General features: G+C 37.2%; 11 protein-coding genes. 1 reads left to right on the top strand and 10 read right to left on the bottom strand.

Annotation, left to right across the window (positions count from 1 at the left end; translation table 11 throughout):
* Positions 1-3: 3 nt before the first annotated feature.
* The 3 genes from GI584_RS08220 to GI584_RS08210 all read right to left on the bottom strand — a co-directional run bounded on the left by GI584_RS08220 (position 4) and on the right by GI584_RS08210 (position 4,613).
* Positions 4-1,014: a LacI family DNA-binding transcriptional regulator gene (locus tag GI584_RS08220; protein ID WP_100361138.1), complete on the bottom strand. Its 1,011-nt coding sequence runs from the start codon at positions 1,012-1,014 to the stop codon at positions 4-6.
* 253 nt (positions 1,015-1,267) lie between these two features.
* Positions 1,268-1,450, bottom strand: a complete 183-nt coding sequence (locus GI584_RS08215; RefSeq protein ID WP_018931074.1) for a cold-shock protein — start codon at positions 1,448-1,450, stop codon at positions 1,268-1,270.
* A gap of 61 nt (positions 1,451-1,511) precedes the next feature.
* Entirely contained in the window at positions 1,512-4,613 is a 3,102-nt protein-coding gene (locus GI584_RS08210; protein WP_153790919.1) for a beta-galactosidase, LacZ type, read from the bottom strand.
* Positions 4,614-4,751: 138 nt separating this feature from the next.
* Here GI584_RS08210 and GI584_RS08205 point away from each other — a divergent pair, with 138 nt between their 5' ends.
* A complete protein-coding gene (locus GI584_RS08205) occupies positions 4,752-5,735 on the top strand; it encodes a LacI family DNA-binding transcriptional regulator (protein WP_100361140.1) in 984 nt (327 codons plus the stop codon).
* A 9-nt stretch (positions 5,736-5,744) separates the two neighbouring features.
* Here GI584_RS08205 and GI584_RS08200 read toward each other — a convergent pair whose 3' ends face one another.
* The 7 genes from GI584_RS08200 to GI584_RS08170 form a co-directional block, all read right to left on the bottom strand.
* Positions 5,745-6,521, bottom strand: a complete 777-nt coding sequence (locus GI584_RS08200) for a sugar phosphate isomerase/epimerase family protein (RefSeq protein WP_153790918.1) — start codon at positions 6,519-6,521, stop codon at positions 5,745-5,747.
* Positions 6,522-6,536: 15 nt separating this feature from the next.
* On the bottom strand, positions 6,537-7,532 hold the full coding sequence (locus tag GI584_RS08195) for a hydroxyacid dehydrogenase (RefSeq protein ID WP_100361142.1): 996 nt from the start codon (positions 7,530-7,532) through the stop codon (positions 6,537-6,539).
* Between the two features lie 648 nt (positions 7,533-8,180).
* A complete protein-coding gene (locus tag GI584_RS08190; RefSeq protein ID WP_153790917.1) occupies positions 8,181-8,798 on the bottom strand; it encodes a hypothetical protein in 618 nt (205 codons plus the stop codon).
* A 132-nt stretch (positions 8,799-8,930) separates the two neighbouring features.
* Positions 8,931-9,947, bottom strand: a complete 1,017-nt coding sequence (locus GI584_RS08185) for a dienelactone hydrolase family protein (RefSeq protein ID WP_153790916.1) — start codon at positions 9,945-9,947, stop codon at positions 8,931-8,933.
* Positions 9,948-10,132: 185 nt separating this feature from the next.
* Positions 10,133-11,698 carry a glycoside hydrolase family 43 protein gene (locus GI584_RS08180; RefSeq protein WP_153790915.1) on the bottom strand — a complete coding sequence of 522 codons (1,566 nt, stop codon included), beginning with the start codon at positions 11,696-11,698 and terminating at the stop codon, positions 10,133-10,135.
* Between the two features lie 283 nt (positions 11,699-11,981).
* Positions 11,982-14,051, bottom strand: a complete 2,070-nt coding sequence (locus GI584_RS08175; RefSeq protein WP_194842163.1) for an AbfB domain-containing protein — start codon at positions 14,049-14,051, stop codon at positions 11,982-11,984.
* A 230-nt stretch (positions 14,052-14,281) separates the two neighbouring features.
* Entirely contained in the window at positions 14,282-20,323 is a 6,042-nt protein-coding gene (locus tag GI584_RS08170; RefSeq protein ID WP_194842162.1) for a putative Ig domain-containing protein, read from the bottom strand.
* Positions 20,324-20,564 lie beyond the last annotated feature (241 nt).

Here is a 20,564-nt window from a genome sequence, read left to right as displayed (position 1 = left end):
GGATTAAATTCTACCAGAATCTCTAATAATTAATTCAGGGTCAACATAGACAGATTTTTGTACTTTTCGTTCATTTATTAAATCATGCAGGATATTAGCTGCCAGTCTACCAATTTTCACTTGATCCTGTTTGACGGTTGCCAAAGTGGGGTCACTATATCTGCAAGCCTCAATGTCATCGCATCCGATAACTTTTATATTTTGTGGCACCGATAACCCCGCTTCTTTAATCGCTTTCAAAGCGCCTAATGCCATCATATCGGAAACGGCATAAATCGCCTCAGGTATACTTCCCTGTTCTAAGATTTCTTTCATTTTTTCATAACCGCTTTCTTCAAAAAAGTTCCCATATTTAATCCATTCATCTCGGAGGTCCATTCCGAAATCTTTCATCGATTGAATAAATGCATCTTTACGTACATTAGAGATAATCGAATCCGCTTGCCCACCAATAAACGCCAATTTTCGGATACCACTCAAATAAAAATATTCGACAACTTGCCTGGATATTTTTTCATTATCTGTCATTACATAACTAGAACACTCTCCTGACAATTCTAAATCGACAGCCACTGTCGGAATATCACTTTGATCTAGTTGATAGATCGCTTCCTCAATCTGCTCCCCTGCAATGATTAAACAACCATCTAGTTGATAGTGTTTTGCTCGAGCTACATAGTCCTCTTTCCCAATATTAAACGCTTGATTTGAGAAAATGAGAATATCGTAACCTAACTGTCCTAACGTGTTTTTAAAAGCATTTATAACCTGGTTAAAAAAAGGATGATTGAATTCAACATGAACTTCTCCAGCATATATAAGACCAATCATATTCGATTTCTTTGTTGCAAGAGCTTTTGCTGAAAAACTTGGTTGATATCCTGTATCTTCTATGACTTTCTTTACTTTTTGAATCGTGTTTGGGCTAATGCTTCCAGTTTGGTTAATTACTTTTGATACCGTTCCTGGTGAAACCCCTGCCATTTTTGCTATCTCTCTTATCGTTAACTTCATGATTTTACCCCACTGCCTTTTTATCTAGTTAATATGTATGAACGAAACATTCCCTACTCTATTTTTAGCTTTTTACTACCCCTTCTGTCAAGCTAGAAAGTAAATGATAGGGTACGGAATTTCAAGGTATAGAATCTTATCCTATGCAAGGTAATGTTACACAAGTAGCGATCAATCTATCCAAGAAATGCTTCCTAAACCTATCTCGATAATGAAGAAGCTACCCCCTTATCAGAGAGTAGCTTCTCATCTATTATTTCATTTCCGGAATTACTCTAACTTCTTTCTTCATTTCTGATTTGCATATTGGACATGCTGGTTCTTTTTCAAATGAATAATTCTCACGCATCCAGCCCTGACAATCATCACTTACACAAGACCAAACATTAGTCTCGACATTTTGTACGGGTTCTTTCTGATTATTAAAATAAGCCATACGGCACTCCCTTTCATGGGTTATACCTCCATTATACGCTTATTTGTCAGTAAATACAAAGTTATCCGGAAAAACCTTTCAATGTGAAACGATAACTGTAAGAGCGATTAGCATGTAAACGATATTCCGGATGAACCTGCTGTCCCCAACTATCATCTCCTCCTACACCCATTTGCCAGCCGTTTACTCGGACAGAAACTTTATCTGACTCAGGTAGCTTATAATGGTGACTAGCTTCCTCTAATTCAAATGGTGTATAGGAAAGAGCATTTACTTCAACAGTTGGATCGCCGGTTATTTTCAACCCATTGCCTTCTCCATCGAAAAGTTCTAACCAGCGAACACCACATTTATTTCCACTTTCCTGTGGCTTTAAATAAGGCTGGAGCTGATCTTTTACTTTTCCATTATGAATGGCCACCTTGCCACTTTTTTGGCGATCCCAATAGGTTTCATGAGGGCCTTTGCCATACCATGATATATGTTCAAACGTATCATTGATCTCAAAACGTATTCCGATCTCCGGTATATCAGCTAATCCTTCTCCTGGCAGTAATTGTTGTTCTACTTCAATTGTTCCTGTTGGATCAACAGAGTAGGTTAATTTCACCATCGAAATAGTGGAAGTAGGCAGGCGATAACTTGCTTCAACCGCTACTCTCTTTGCCTCATTATGGACTTTGAAATGAACTAATTGTCTTTCAAGACTTGCTTTGCGCCAAGCTTGACTCGTCTGGTCAACTTTCGCACCACGATCATTATCTGTCATTGCTCGCCAATAATTTGGTACAAGTGGCTGTTTGATAAATTCGACATCATTCACTTGATAGAAGGATAATAAACCTGATTCCTTTTCAAATGTAACCGAAAATTGCTCGCCAGTAATTCGATAGACATGAGCATCTTCTTCAATATTTACGGTGCCAGGGACTGTATCTTTGGTTGAAGCAGCCGGAACGATAAATTGCTCAAAAGCAACTTCATGATCTGCTTCCGCCCAGAATGGTGTATGATCATAAATCACCTGTAATGTAACAATTTGTTCTTTTGTTGGTTGAAATTGTTCACTATGATAGGATAGTTGCACAACTTGCTCACTGCCGGCATCAGCATCTAGCGGATGAATACCAGACTCTAATACCTCTCCATTCTCTTCCACCGTCCAAACTAATTTATAATCTTCTAAACTTTGGAAAAGGTTTTTATTTATAACTTTAAATTCACCTGTCTTCATATTGACTGTTTCAAAGTCAATATTGCGGTAGCATGCTTTAGTCTCTAACAGTTTTGGCGAAACGGTACCATCAGCAAATATTAAACCATCACCGGCAAAGTTACCATCGTGAGGAGATTCACCAAAGTCACCGCCATAAGCCAGGAATTCGGTACCATTCTTTGTTTTATGCCTTAGTGCCTGATCCTTCCAATCCCAAATAAACCCACCTTGCAAGGAAGGATACTTATCAAATAGCTCTGTATATTTGTGCAGATTACCTGTTGAATTACCCATAGAATGACTGTATTCACACAAAATGTACGGCTTTTTGACACCAGGCTGGTTCGCATAAAATTCTAATTCCTGCGGGCTGCGGTACATGGTCGATTCCATATCAGAAGCATCATCAGACGGACGGTAATGGAACACTCCTTCATAATGGACAAGGCGAGTTGGATCCTCATTTTTAAAGTATTCATGCATTTTTAAGAAGTTATCCCCGCCAAAGGACTCGTTTCCAAGTGACCAAATGATGATTGATGGATGATTTTTATCACGTTCATACATCGATTTACAACGGTCTAAAACATTGGCAGTCCATTCTGGTTTACTTCCTGGCAGGGCATCCTCCAATGTTTCCTGACCATAACGCCAGGTACCATGCGTTTCCAAGTTTGTTTCATCAATCACATACAAGCCATACTGATCGCATAAATCATACCATTTGGGGTGGTTTGGATAATGTGATGTTCGAACCGCATTAATGTTGTGTTGTTTCATGAGAACAATATCATCAATCATATCTTGTTCTGTTACGGATCGTCCTCTTTCTGCTGTGAATTCATGACGATTGACCCCTTTGAAGATAATCCGCTTTCCATTAATATGCATAATATTGTCGATCAGTTCGAATTGACGGAAACCTATTTTCGTTGCATAAACTTCTAGCACTTCATCGTTGTCACCTGTTAATGTAAAAACAAGCGTATATAAATACGGTTTCTCAGCACTCCATTTTCTAGGATTTTGTATCGTAGTCTTGGTAGTGACTTCCGCTTTTTCTTTATTGGTTATATCAAGATCAACTGATTGTTTTGAAACGACTTCGTTATCATCCGTTAATAATTCTACTTTCAGACGACTGGCAGAGAATGATTTTTGATGATAGTTGATTAGTTGTGCTTGTACTTCCAATTCTGCATTTTCATAGTCTTGATCAAAAGTAGTGCGAACACGATGATCATAAAGGTGAAGGTCAGGTAAAGCATATAAGTAAACATCACGGAAAATCCCACTCATCCGCCAGAAATCCTGATCCTCTAACCAGCTAGCATCTACCCAGCGATATACTTCCACCGCTAGTTTATTTTCTCCAGCTTGTAAATACGGAGTCAGGTTAAATTCAGCAGGCGTAAATGTATCCTCGCTATAACCAACGAGCTCTCCATTTAACCACACGTAAAACGCAGCCTCGACCCCGGCAAAATGTAACATAACAGGCTGATCAGCCCAATTATCAGGTAAAGCAAAGGTCGTCACGTATTGACCAACTGGGTTATAATTGGTGGGAGCAAAAGGTGCTTCAATGTCCTCGTGTTCAATCCACGGGTATCTTGTATTGACATATTGAGGGTAATCATATCCTTCTAATTGCCAGTGAGCTGGCACCTGAATTTTATCCCAAGCCGACACATCATATGCTGATTTGTAAAAATCCTTCACTTTTTTATCTGGATTTTCCGAAAAGTGAAAATGCCATTTACCATTCAGATTTTTGTAATAGGGTGACTTTTCTTCCAGTTGTGACAAAGCCTGTTCACGATTTTGGTAAGGAATCGCTAGGGAATGCTGTGGCATTCGGTTTAATTGAAATATATCTGGGTTATTGTTCCACTCCGGATAACCATTCTGAGGTGATGTGTAGTTTAGCTTCGATTTATTTAACATCTAAAAAGCCTCCTTATTTTTGAGATCGGATACATTCGGCAATAATAAATATTGAGTTTTCTTAGGTAGTATAATAAAATAATTAGTAAAACTAGTCAAGTTAAATTTTACTTATTTTACTTAAAGGTAGTGAATGTTATGGCAACCATTAAAGAAATTGCAGAAAAAGCAGGTGTTTCGATTGCAACTGTTTCCCGTGTATTAAACTATGATCCAAAGCTATCAGTAGGCGATGAAACAAAAAAAAGAATCTTCGAAATTGCTGAATCCCTTTCTTATCAAAAAAAGGCAACTCGAAAAAAATTAACGAGAAAAATAGCTTTTATACACTGGGTAACAGAAGCAGAGGAACTTACCGATTTATATTACATGGGGATCCGACACGGCATTGAAGAACAAGCAAACCAACATCATTTGCATTTATTAAAATATACGATTTATGAACTGAATGATATACCGGAAGATATAGATGGAATTCTGGCTGTCGGACGTTTTAGTAAAAAACAGATCGACCAATTCAAACAGCTGACACAGCAAATTGTTTTGATCGATTCCGACATTGAACATGACGGTTGTGATGCCGTGCTAACAGATTTCAAAACCGTTATCAGGCAAGCTGTTGATCATTTATTAGCTCATGATATCACGAAGATTGGCTTTATCGGCGGGAAAGAAACACTGCAAGGAACAATGGACCCCATCAAAGATATTCGGGAATACTATTTTCATGAATATATGAAAGAAAAGCGTTTATTAGATGAACGACTGATTTTATTAGATCATTTTAATGTCGATAGTGGATATGATTTAATGGATCAATTTTTGAAAAGACCATCAACAAATAAGACAGGATTTATCGCTGCAAACGATCCACTCGCTATCGGTGCTCTAAAAGCTGTAAATGAGGCAAAAATCGAGATACCTGATCAAATTAGTTTAGTAGGTATTAATGATATCAGCGTTTCGAAATATGTCTATCCTGCATTAACCAGCGTTCGTATTGAAAAAGAACTTATGGGAAAAACGGCGGTAGATCTAATGATGGAACGTTTACGAGATGATCGGCAAATTTGCAAGAAAGTTTACATTGATACCACTTTGATAAAAAGAGAAACAACCTGATATTCGCTATCAGGTTGTTTTATTTGTAACTGTATCTCTTAAAATATGCAATGTCTGCGCATCTTTCAGAAATTGTCTTTCGTCATCATCCTTGACAAATTCCATTAATACATACCGGTCACGACCATCTTTCTCGATCGCCTTTAAATACTGTTGCCATTCTCCTTCGCCACTAATCAGCTCCAAGCGGTCTTCAAAAGAATGCCAATGAAAAATATGGACATTGGTGATCCATTCCTTTACTAGATCGATACTCGCTAATCGTTCCTCTACGGAGACACCATTAGAAGGCTGCCAGTATAGCAATAGATTATTATGATTAATTTCTTCCATCAGCTTTCTGGCACTTTCTTTTGTATCCGTTAACGTGTTATCATGATACTCTAAATGAACACTAATCCCTTCATCTGAAGCTAAATCTGCTATCCTCCTGGCATCCTCGACTACTTTTTTACGATAGCATTCATCCGCTTCTTTACTTCCTTTCATCCCTGCCCAAACACGAATTGCTGGTGCTTGTAATTTTTTTGCCGTTTCAAGGATTGTCGTGAAATCATATTCATTTCCGGTATGATCGGCCAGTCGATAGTAAGAACCGTAGGAGCTGACTTCTAACCCACGTGATCTTGTTACTTCTCCTACTTTTTCAGCATGCTCGTAATCTCCTGGGGGAACATGGACATCTCCTCCCCATTCAATCCCGTCTAACGAAACTTCCATCGCTAAATCTGCAATTTGTTCTGGATTTTTATCACGAAATGTTACCGAGCATAAACCTATTTTCATGCTTAATCTCCTTTCTTAGGCCATTTTTTGAAATTGTTCTTTAGATACAGACCATTGAAGCGGTTCTTCGTTGATATATCGTTTTAATTCCTCTAACATATAGGCACCCATTCTTCCACACTCTTCCCCTTCACTTCCTGCCAAGTGTGGTGTTATTACAACATTTTGCATTTGAAATAACGGAGATCCTTGCTCTGGCGGTTCAGGATCTGTTACATCCAATACAGCTGTGATATCTGTTCTGTCTTGTAAAACTTCTATCATTTCTTTTTCCCGTACAATGGCACCTCTGGCGGTGTTGATAAAACTAGCACCTTGCTTCATTAACGTAAAATGGCCTCCAGTAATCATGCCGATTGTTTCTTTCAATAACGGCGTATGTAGTGAAACAACGTCTGCATAACGGAAAATATCTTCTAGTGAACACATTGTAACACCTAATTTATTTGCTTCTTCCTCTGAAACAAACGGATCATATGCTAAGACATCTATGTCAAAGGGCTGTAACAATTCTAACGTATGTCTTCCGACTGTACTTAAAGATATTAATCCGACAACACTGCGGTAAGCGCCTTTTAATTCAAAAGGTTTTGGTGGATATTGTTTTGTTACCTGAATATCGCGAACAAATTGCCAACCATTTTTTAAACAAAATAAAATTTGTGATAAGGTGAATTCTGCCACTGGACGTCCATTTGCTGTAACCGCTGTAGAAAACAAAATTCCTCTTTTCCAAGCTACATCTGTTGCGATCGATTTAATGGAGCCTGCTGCATACAATACTGCTTTCAGATTTGGTGCATATTCTAGCAATCCTTCATCCAATGTTGGGCCACCCCATCCGGTTAGCAAGACTTCCACTTCTTCAAGGATTGATAAATCATTCAATAATTGTTCCTTATTCATTGGCTCGGCAACTACTTCGACTAATTCCCCAATCTCTTCTCTAACAAACTTCGGATATACTAAATCAAATGAACGTTGATCCATTACATAAATCGCTTTTTTCATTGTTAACACCCTTCTATCAAATAATAATTATTCATCTATAAAAAACAGGTAAAACCCACCCGCCCCACACTATTTATCTGATTCGCAATAGATAAAAATACGAACCAATGAAAATTCTGTTTAGTGTGGCTTTCTTCCATTCTTCTGGAGTTGAATGCTAACTCGTCGCTGCGGAAAAATACTCCCTTTCCGGGGGCACGGCCTCAGCTAACTTGGTAAAGAAAAGCACTTTACCAAGTGCATCTTCAGCTCGCGCTCTTCCCCCAGGAGTGTCGCATTTTTCCGCAGCTTAGCATAGTGTTCTGTTGAAAAGACAGGAAATCCAAAGATTATAGTTCCATGAGTTCTATACTTTCAATAATCAGGACTCTAAAGTTAGCGTAGGCAGAATACGGAGACTCCTGTGGGACAGCGAGAGCTGAAGATCCACTTTGTGAAGTGTTTTCCTTCACAAAGTTAGCTGAAGCCGAGCCCACGGAAAGCGCAGTATTCTGCCGAAGCGTATGCCAAATCTCATCAAAATTTAGAACGGAAGAAAGCAAATCCTCGCAAAAGTTACTTCGCAGTTTAATGGATTTTGTGTATTATTTTAATAATTTTCTCGCTTTTAAATGAGAAATCGACAAGTTTTTCTTGTCGATTTCTATGTTAGGATTGCAATAATGTTTCTAAAAATTGCGTGGTTTTGTCATGGTTTTCAGAGTTGATTGGGATAATTATAACCTTGTCCTGAAAAAGTTCGATATCATCAAAAACATCCAATTGATTAGTATCAATCCCATATACAGAATCTGTTCCAAAATCATATAACTCTACTTCACTTTCTTCCAATAATGACATATCGACAGCTTCTTCTATTTGTAAAATCCCTTCTTGTTCCACCATTTGTTCGGCAATCGCTTCATTGGTTACAATGACATCCACCATATTAGCACCAATATTTGCCCAAAATTTTTGTATATCTGCATATGATAAGTCTGAAATGGAACCGCCACCAGACGTAATATTATTTACTGCTACTTGAAATTCTTCAAAGTAGTTCTCATTCACCTCATTGGAGAATTGTTCCGTAATTTCATACGGTATTTCACTGACAACCATCACTTCATAAGTTTCCTCTTTTTCCTTAAAAACTGTCGATAAAATAGATACAAGAAAAGCTACTCCTAATACAATTCCAATAATGTGTATTTTATAGTATTCCCAAATATAATCTACTGCTTCTTTAAAAGACATCGTTTTCAAAGTTTCCCATAATTTTTTCATCTTGCAACTACTCCCCCTGCTACAAATCTGTCTTTAACTATGAGTATATCACATTCATGAGAAACTGAAATCGCAATCATGGATTTTACACAAAGTTTCCATTAATACCTGTCCTCAAGTGCCATCATAAAATTAAGACGGTAACAACTGACGTTTCAACCAATCAAACGACTTTCGACCACTAATTTCATGTACCCCCGGAAAGATATCATAAGCAAATTTTTCTGGGCGATTATCATAATACTTTTCTATTTCAGCAATCGCCTCTTTAACATACTGATTCGGAAAAATAGGATCTTTTTCACCTGATTCAATAAATAAACTTCTTGGTGAGATTAATGATATCCATTCCGGTAATTCCGCGTAATTTAATATGCCTGGTATATAATTATCAATACAATGGTGCATCGCCATAATACTTCCTTTAAAAGTATTTGTGAACCCTGTTAGCACAGTTGTACTTACTCGTAGATCCAATGCTGCGGTATAAGTCGTAATTACTGCTCCTCCGGAAAAACCCATCATACCTATCCGTGACGTATTTACGTCCGAACACGATTCCATATAATCTAATAAACGACGAGCTTCCCATATTCGTAATCCTGCTAATGTTTTTCCTTCCATTAAAAGGTTGGTTGCCATCGCTTCACAAGAATTAATATTCCCTGCTTCCTTATCGCGTGTAAGACGACGTTCCCCAAATCCGATCACTTCTGGTGCAAACACCTTTAAACCACGTTTGACTAGTTCTACTGCAAATTGATTGTGGATGCCTGGCTCTCCTTGCTCTTGTTCTCCACTTTTAGTCAGTCCAACAGCTTCTTTGACACCATAGCCGTGACCATGAAGTGCTAATACAGATGAATATATTTGTTGTTCAGTTTTAGGTGTCAGGACATAGATTGGTATGTAGATTAAATCTGTAACGGGTAAGGAAATCAATTCTCTTGTATAGTCATCAAATTCCTTTGTTTCGATAACAGTAGGTTTCATCTCCACTCTTGTTTCATCTAAATAAGAGAAGTCACCTAATAACTCTAATAAACTACTTTTTAATGTTAGTTTTCGCTCAACTGGGCCTACCGCTTTAAAAGTTTCTTCTAATGCATTGTCATAAAATTGGTTAAACAACCGATCCAATTGATTCATTTGTCCAACTCCTTTTAAACTTGGCTAAAAAATGAAAACGTTTTACATTGTGATTCTATTATATACGATTTTTGTACTTTTAAAAAACAAAAAATGTAAAAGGAGTCTATAATTATTGAAATCTGTAATCATTAGAGATAGTTTTATTCAATATTCAAAGAGCTATTTATAAAAAACTATTCGAATTATTTATAGTAATAATTAATATAATCAAAATCTGCGTATTTTCGCTGTCCGCTTAAGTCCTGACAACAAATTCCCACGAATGCACCTGTAAAACCCAGTTTTCCACTATATTCATCTCCTAAATTCCCAAAAGGTAATGGTGGACCAATCTCTTGCCACTCTGTTTTACCAAAATGATAATAAAACTGTAACCATTCTCTTGAGATCATAACCTTCATATTGATCTCACTTTGAATGTGAATTGGTATAGGATCTTCCAATAATTCGTCATAATTACCTTGTTCATGTTTTATTATTTGAAGTATTTTTCCCAAGTTATTGTCATAACTAATATGAAGATAAAATAAATCATCTTCATCAAACATACAAATAAGCCCTGCTTTTTGCATAAATGTAGCTGGTTCGAATTCTACCGCAGTTTCTATTTCCACAAAATACTCATCGATACTCCTTGCTATCAGGCTTTGTTCGTGTACTGAACTTAATGATTCCCGTCCATATAATCGCAAGAAACCTTTTCTATCTCGCAAACTAGCCCAATCCTCTGTAACTGGAACGCGTAAAGATTGATAATACTGTGGTAGCTGTTCTTCGTCAAAATCAATTTTTTCCGGTAATAGTTTAAAAGGATGTTCACGTAAGTTAGGTGCTTCTGTTTTCGATGTCGGTAAACCTCCTCCCTCCACCATTCGTAACCAACCGTCATTAGTCCAGTAGCACTTTTGAATAGCTGTTTCACGTCCAAGTGGACATTCTTTGTTGGATAATGGGCGAGCACATAAATAGGCCATATACCATTCCCCATTTTGCGTTTCTACAAGTGATCCATGCCCTGCCCTCTGAATTGGATGATCAGGATGATTTCTGGCAGTTAGAATTTGAAGCATTGGGTCTTGGTGAAAAGGCCCCTCAATATTTTTCGATCTTCTAACAGATACTGAATGATTATATCCCGTCCCGCCATCCGCCAGAATAATATAATAATAGTCATCTTTTTTGTAAAGGTTGGAACCTTCTAGAACATGTTCTTCTCCTTCAATAATTTTACTAATTGGACCTGTTAATTTCTCTTGTTTTGGATTATATTCCTGTAACAAAATACCGTTGAAATTCTTCTCACGCTTGCGATAGTTCCATTCCATATTAATTAACCATTTACGTCCATCTTCATCATGAAATAGTGCCGGATCAAACCCGCTACTATTTAAAAAAATCGGGTCTGACCAAGGTCCTTCTATATTAGTAGCTGTCACTAAATAATTATGACAATCTTTATATGGTCCTTCTTTTGTTTTGACATCAGTATAGACTAAGTAAAATACGCCATCTGCATATGTTAAATTTGGCGCCCAAATTCCTCCTGAGCTAGGATTTCCTTTCAAATTCAGCTGACTAGTACGTGTGAGTGGATATGTCAGCAACCGCCAATGCTTTAAATCTCTTGAATGATGAATTCTCACCCCTGGAAACCATTCGAATGTAGATGTAGCAATGTAATAATCTTCATCAACTCTAACAATTGATGGATCAGGATTGAATCCTTTCAGTATTGGATTTTGAATCATTATTTACGATCCCTTCGTTTTAAAATTTTGAAATCTATTTTTCTCTAATGAAAATAATTGATATTATAGAGAAATGTATTCTTTTTTTATTAATTGTTATTGTATTAGTTTTCAAATTCCTTGCATACCATACTTTTTTTACTTTGGTATCATCCAGTTGATTTAATCGATTGATTTTTTCAAAAATAAAATAGGCTAACCTTCAATAATTGATAGTTAGCCATCATACATAAAATTACTGTCTATTTTCCCTATTAAAAAGGGCAAGTAAAGAAAATAATATTTATGGAGAGACTTCTGTAAAAGTAGCATCTTCATTAAAACTAGATCCTGATCCACTTTCGACATACAATTGGTAATTATTATGACGCAAATATCTGCTTGAATCCGTCCACATTTGATAGGATGATTTTTGAGCATCTGCTAATCCTGCTACACGACGAAAGGTAGCTTCCATTGCGAAAGTTGATGTATCGTCATTTGAATCTAGCCATACCTCCCCATTTGATCGAACTCGCAAGTAATAACCTGGGAAATTAATAGATTCAAAGGATACTCCACTCGAACTAGCCAATCCAGTAACCATCCTGAACTCTGAGTCTTGCGCTGGTGAAACATTAGCATCTATCCGTGTACGATAGTTACTGTGACGCACATAACGATCTGGGAAGTTATATGACTGCAAGCGAACGTTTACAGATACTGGTTCAATTCGCCAATGCTGATTTCCACCTTGTAGATACCGCCATTGTTGTAAAAGGGCTCCATCTTCTGCGGAAACATCTACTATATCAGCCGGCTTATTACTATGCACCGGTGTAATGCGATGATAACCATTTCCTACAGGGATAAAAGCAAATTTCTGATTGTCCCCACCATGATAATTCAACAACTGAAATGTTGCCCCGTGATCATGAGAAGCACTAGCTACATCCAATGCGAGTCCACTTCTTCCATCCATAACACTATATTGTCCTCCACCAAGATGCGTAACATTCCAATGCTGGTTGCTTTCTCCAATATATGTCGATTGCTGTACATTTGCACCTTCTGTTATTCCAGCTGCATCCATAGCCTTACCACTATGACTCACCATGAAACGGTATGTGCCATCTGGGATATTGCCTTCTGGAAGAGTTGCTGTTCCTCCACTGCCTGCAGGTCTAGTATATAAAAGTGTTCCGAATCCAGGTTGGTCAAATGTCGAAGGCCATCTAGTGTCAGGGCCTCCTTCGGGTCTCATTTGTTGAGCTCTTGTAGCAATGTTAGGTACGGACAATCCCATTCGATTTGCGTAATGGTTATAGATCAATTCCCATATCGGACGATATTCGTCACGGCCAGCACTAGAAATTACTGTATGTGTTTGAACGTCTCCATTTTGGCCAGATCCCCATTCATATGTTGAAAAAGGTACGTTATCATAACCGTTGTTATATTTCGCAACATATTCAGCTGCCCGCATCAATCGGTTATTTGCCCATCCATATAAGTCATCCCCTTGATTCCAAGCCATTTCACTTGTAGCTGCCATCAAGCCAACACCTAGTTGCGTGTGAGCCTGGTCCCGACCTGACTCTTGCCATTGGGCAAGCCCATCAGGGTGGAGAAAGGGAATCGCATTATAGATTGAACCGTTACCTGCTCCGTGTTTGTAGTATTCGATTCCTAAATCATAGATATCTGGGCGATCACAAAAAATGCCAATCGCAACTGTCGCAGCCATATTGCTTAAATCCCAATTTGCCCAGTAATTTTGAATGTAGGCATCATTATGATCAGCGCCGAATTCATTTCCAATCAGAAACCTTTCATTTAGGGGCTTGTAGAATACATTCAATAACATGTCTTGCATCTGAGTCACATTGAAGCCAGGGTATTCCCTCATAATCTCTGAGACGTTAGCCAACTGGTATCCATTTAACCCAGAAGCTAGATAACGATCTGCATTTCCAGTAACCGTCGTAAGTGTAGACGACCAGGCGTTCAAAATATCACGTGCTGTATCGCCATGTTCCGTATTACCGGTAATCTTCCACAGTAACGCATTTTGATAAGCACGGTTTATATCAATATACAGCAAAGCTACATTGTCGCCATCACCACCACGAATTATTGTATCAGTTGCACGCGGTGTCCAATTAGGTGACGAAAGGGGACTGTTATCTAATTGATTATAACCGTCTAAATATGGCTGTCTACCCTCATTAACCATCTGCTGGATTCTGTCAAAATCTTCCTCTGTATGAAGTATACCTGGGTGTTGGAATTCAGTTGTAGCGGCTTGACTATCAATAGCATTTATTGTCACTATCATAATTAAAACAAATAACAAAGCAATAAACTTCTTCAACTAAATCAACTCCAATAACCTAAATAGATATAGTTAATTTTTACATTTTTAACAAATATTTAATCCTCCAAGAATGATATCCAACCTATACCATATGCTTTCTAAAACAATGAATTACCTAATTCTACTAATTCCATCTTTCCTCGATGTGCTTATCTTATAAATATTAATCATGTAATAGAAGGTGGCTAAAAATCAAATTTATTTAGCCACCTAACAATCCTCATCTTTTATCTCTCTTCCAAACTATCTATTGCTAACTGTAATTCCTCTACCGCAGCATCTACTTCTGCTTGAACTACTTGCTCACTGGTCACTACTTCTTCGGAACTTGTTATTATATTTTGAAGATTATTATAGCTTTCTTCAGAATACATGGATGAATCTACTGCTATAGCCTCATCAATCAATACTTCTAGTAAACTTTTATCTACTAGTAACTCGGAAAATTTAAGCTCTGCAACATTTGTATTTGCACGTGGTGAATAATATCGAATGTAACGGAAAGCCTCATTATTTTCGATTACTTCCTGATGCCACTGAACAGAGGAAACGTCACCTATTCTTATTAAATCCGTCCACTTTTCCCCATCATTTGAACCTTGAATGATCGAGCCTTCCATACGTTCCGGATATCCTTGTCTTGGATAAAAACTGACGCTTGTAATATTTCTTTTAATTTCATCACCAAAATCAATCTGAACCCATCCTGGATTACTAGCATTATCTGTCGCAGTTGAAGTATTTCCATCAAAAGCATACCAGCCATTTTCTCTTTTTGAAGCTGTGTCGTCCCAAGACTTATGTGATGCGATAACCATTTCTTCTGTAACCTCAATTTCTTGATAAAGTTTTTCAATAGATACCAATAAATTAACAGCTTCTTCAATTTCTTTACTGAATTCCTTTCTTTCTCTTTCTGTATTCTCCATTTCCTCATGAATGCTTGCAATTACTTTTTCAAAGAGGTAATAACTTCCTTTTGTATATTTCTCAACGGGAATTTTAACCGTTATACTTATTGTCTCACTCACGGTAAATCTTTCGTTGGAAACAGATATGATTATTTCATATGTTCCAACATCATAATCATCTGGGATCCAAGTGATTTTACTATTTTTTTCATTGAATTCAGCATTTTCTGGTAATGACTCAACATGATAGGTTAATTCTTCTCCAGTAGGGTCAGAGGCATCAATTGACAAGTCCAATGCCTCTCCAACCGTTACTTCATGACCTGTTTCTACGTTAAGTGATGGCTCTCCTTTCACAACAATTTTTATTGTTTGGGAAGATTGATTCTCTCCATCTGAAACTATAAATGTTACTTGATATTCACCACTTTGATCTCTTTCTGGTGTCCACGAAAATTTTTTATTTTTCTCATTGAATTGTGCTCCTTCAGGCAAGCCTTCTACACGATATTGAACGGAATCATTATTTCTACTATTTAATTTCAACTTAAATGATAAGTTAGTTTCGGCAACAATCAATTTATTGCCAATTGGTGCAAGTATTGGACCATTGGCGATCACTTCCAATTCTTCTAAGATTACTTGGAGAGCTGCTGCTGACTCATCTATTTGTTTCTGTTCAATATCTTCTAATTCATTGACAGCTATTGCATCTGTTAAAGCTTCAGTCAACATAGCCATGCTTTCTTGGTCATACTTGCTTTCATCAACACTTTCAGCTCTTTCAATTAATAATTGTAGTAGAGTTTTGTCATTTGTTAACTGATAGAACTCCATTTCCGCAACATTTACCCGTCCATCATGATCATCATAGAGACGGAAATAGCGATAGCTACCAGAGTCGTTAATACTGTTGGAATGCCATTTCGCTTCTGAAACACTACCTATCTCATAAAGTTCAGTCCAATTCTCTTTGTCATTCGAGCCCTGGATAACTAAACCATTAATTCTTCCAATGTGATCATGCCTAGGATAGTATTTAATGGTGTCAATTACACTTTGGCTAGCTTCACCCAGGTCAATATCAACCCAACTAATTCGTTCAAGCGTATCAGGGAATGTTTGAAGATCACCATCGAAGGCAAACCAAGCATTTTCTTCAGCAGTTCCATTTCCTCCCCACGCTTCTGTTGAAGCTACTACCATTGAAGGACCAATCTCAATTTTTTTCAATAGAATCTCTTCCTTTGGAACCAGTAAATCATATATATTGTAAAGATCATCAACCAATTGTACTTCATCAAATTTAGCTGTCTCTACAACTTCTTTAATTCGCTTTAATTCCTCTTTAAAGAGATAGTAGCTGCCTTTTGTATAAGGTTCAGGTGACATAGTTTCTGCTTTTCCTATAAGCTCACCTATCGAATCTGCATAAGCCGAAGCGGTTTCAGAAAACGAACCGAAGCTCCCATCAGCATAATTAGCAACCACTTTAAAGTAGACACTCCCTATTCTTAGACGATCTTCTTCAAAGGCTGTGCCGGTAGTTTGAGACAGTACCTCTTTCCACGATGAATCCTCCTTTAATGTCATCGTTCCCTCTTTAAAGACAGGGTCTTTACGACTTGCTTTTTCATCATAAGTACGATAAACATTAAAGCTTACGGCATCTTTAGGCTTATTCCAATACAATGTAACATGGTCTTCAACTTGTTTAATACGAGGAATCAGAATGTCCGCATTATTTTCCGCAACATTTACCTCATTAAATCGCCCGTTGTCTGATGCAGTTACTCCCGTGTAAATGGCATATGGAAATGGGGTGAAAATTTCCGCAACATTTTCCCAATTTTCACCGTCTTGTGATACATAAGCATAAAACATATGTTTATCAGCATCACGTTCTAATTTAAGGTAAGGATAGTCATCCACTAGATAACCTTCCAGTTCAGCGTTAAGTGGACTTGCTACTTCATCATTCCATTGATGCTGTGAATTTCTTGTGCGATTTTGTAAAACTAAATTACCATCTGAATCTGCTCCAAAGTAAATATAACGCGTATTGGAATCTAGCTGATCACGCATCATCAAACCAGTAACATCACCATTGTGATTTTCAATTTTCCCACTTATCGAGCTATTGCCTGATACGACCTTATTCACAAAATGGAAAGAATCGTGTATTTCACGCTCTAAAACTTTGTAGTCATCGCCTGTTCCAAAACCGTTTCCATCACCATCCTGAATGGTGATTTTGTCTCCTTTTACCGATGCCTTTCCTTCAGTAATATCACCAACTCGATCATCACGCCAGCTTTTTTTGCTATTATTCTTGTTACCTTTCAAATCGGAAACTGGCTCTGTCAAATCCAGCTTGGTTCGGTAAGAATCCCAGCCAGAACCATTTTCATTAACGGCTGCTATTTTGTAATAATACGTACTTCCATTTTCAACTGTTTTGTCTTCAAAATAGTTTCCTTCTATACCGGTAGCTATTTCTTCATATTCTCCACTTTCTGACGTTGATCGTTTAATCGTGTAGGAATCGGCACCTGCTGTCGTTGTCCACGTGATACCTGCATAACCGTTACCAGCTAACACATTAGTAAAGTCTACATGATGCGGCTTAGAATTTTCTTCAAAATCAGACGTCAACTTTAAAACCATGGCGTTTTTCGCTGAAATGGTTACTTTCCCATCATGAACCTCCATGTTTTCGCCTGTTACTAAATCTAAAACAGTACTTTCGTTAAAATCGGCAGGTAATTCGATATCAAAGGATTGTTTGTTGCCATATTCTGCCCTGGTTGTGTTAAAAACAAAGAAGTATTTTCCATACCTCGCAGTTAATAAATCTGGATAACCGGAATATGCATGATCAACCTCAAAATTTTGCCTGTTTACTTGTCCAACACCTGGCTGATAAGTAATTGGAGCGACCTCTCCCGCCAAAGCCTGTGTCGCATCATTAGGATCAATTAACTGATCTGACATAAAATCAACATCTATATTATTCAGACGAAGATAGTAATCGTTATATTTAAATTTTGCGTTTGTGGCTATTTGAACAATATTATCATGATCTTCATTTAAGACATGGAGCTTTCCGTTGCCAACATAACCACGATTTCGATGGTTCAATTGACCAAAAATTCTTGTATCATTGTCCCTTAGAGAAACAAACATACTATCTAGATCCACCCAGGCAAATTGATTGTAGTCATCCGGATCTACGTTTAATTGATCAATTTCCTCATCTGAATAATAATCAAAATCTGTCTGTGGATGTACCACACCAGCCATTATATTACCAAAACGGTCATAATTTCCCCTTTCTTCAGTAACATATTGATAGGTTTCCGTTGCCCATAAATCACGTCGAATATCAATATTGTTAAAATGATTAAAAAACTGATTGTCTGCAATTTGCTGCTGTGCAAATCCAACAGCCTCGGCAGCATACCCCCAATACTCATCCCATTCTGGATCGCTATATTTTTCGCTATTATCTGCCATAAATTTCTCAAGAGATGCATATAACATTACTTTTCCTTCTGTTATTCTTGTTGCATAACCATGCCAGCCCGGAAAACTTGGGTTCCTTTCATCAATAACCTGTTCCATTCGCATCACACGTTCTCCGTCATCCGTTAAACTGGTATACCGTGCTAAGCCACGAGCATGCAGATTTTTTAATGTTATTTTTAATATTTCCTTATTTAATTCTTCGTCTCCTTCATGATTCAACGTCCAATAGAAATATTGAGGAAAATAATTCGTGGATTCCCCATAATTCGCCACATAACCATTTTCTCTTGTTAAGCCAGCCTCAGTGATGGTTGTATAGTTCTCACCAAGCGGTTTCCTTCTAACAACACTTCCACTTTCATCTAATTCACTTTTCGCAAGCCCCTTCATAACAATTTGTAAATAATCATCCGTATATCGAGCAGAACCATCATGGTAAAACAGAGAATGGAACAAATCTAATTCTTCTCCATTTGGTCCAACAAGCACTTCTTCGCCCAAGAATGGTTCAATTCCAAGCGCTTCTAATAAGATTCGATTGCTTCGTTCTTTTCCTTCATAATATTGAGACCCAATGATACGTAGTCCTTCTGAAGACTTCCATGCTCCCTCATAAGTGTACATGACCTGATTAAAAATATAGGAAAGTCTTGAACGGGCAAAATCAAAATTTGCTTTTAATGTCCGCTCCCATGCATCACGGCGGGATAATTCATCACCATTCCAATCTTCATTTGCCAATGAAAATTCTCCTGCTTCTGTCCCCGTATCAAAAGATTGCTCTAAAAATCCATTAAATTCTTCCTCACCTAATATTTCTTCGTCAAAGATATGATTTTCAATAAGATAAAGAACTTGACCTAAATTGGCATAGTATCCGCCCCAATCGGATTGATGACCACCTGTTCCTATTTTCCTAACATCTCCATAGTATTCTTTGACATAGTTATCTATCACTTCAAAAATATTATAGATAACTTCCCTTTTTTCCTCTGTTGTTTTTGCAGGTGACGAATCATAATTGAGTGTATCGGCATAGAATCGTAATTCTTCCTTATATCTCTCAATCGATAATCTGTCAGAGGTCGAGTCATCACTAAATTGTGAATGGTATTGATTGAAGAGATCAATCTGTCTTTTCTGGTAATTTTCAATATAATCACTTTTTTCATTTTCACTGATATCAGGTCTTACAATTTCATCCACATTCTGTGACAATTTAACCCCCTGGTTTTCATCTGAAACATCCAAATATGGCTGCGTATGTGTATATGCCTTATAATACCCTCTTGAATCTGAAGTAACGTTGTTAAAGAAATCATGTGTACCTATGGTTATTTCAACTACTTCTTTTCCATAAGTATGTTCAAGTGGAAGCATGATCGTACTATAATAAAAACGATTTGGTAATGGAGTTTCTCCAGCTCCTTTATTGATAGCTTCATAGTCTCCATTTCTCCTATAACCAATTTGTTCTCCATTAATGTAAATCAAGTTGACATAACTTGAAGCATCATCTCCCCAAAACTTTAAAGTAAAATAATTTTGAGCCTCAGGGTCAACCTTCATCTTAAATGTCAGATCCCCACCCTTTTTATCTGCAGGATTTAGAGGTGTGGCTACTCTTGCCTTTTCATCTAAAGCTTCGGTTATTATACTTGTATTCTTTCCGTTAAAATTATGTTGCTTTTCTGATTCTTTATTGCCAAAATCTATCCAGTCAATAACACCCTTTAAAGATTCTGGATTTTCATCTGTTTCTTCTGCTTTTAGATTTATAGAATTCATCGAGAGGTTAGGAATAAGTAATAAACTTACTAAAAAGACCATCAATATTTTACTCCTTTGTTTACTGCTTCTCATTTTTAACAGCATGTTTCAATAACTCCTCCTTATTCTTTGATCTTTAGGTTTCAAAAACAAGTTTTGTCCGGTACATTGATACTGAATCACCTCCTTAAATGCTAAATACTCTTACAGATAATTTTAAGCGTTTTCATTTTTGTTATATACAATAAATAATTGACATTAGTGTCATGATTTTAACCTATTTCAAATTTGGGGATATCTT

Source organism: Gracilibacillus salitolerans (assembly GCF_009650095.1).
GTDB lineage: Bacteria > Bacillota > Bacilli > Bacillales > Amphibacillaceae > Gracilibacillus > Gracilibacillus salitolerans.
This window is presented reverse-complemented; position numbering and strand designations above follow the sequence as displayed.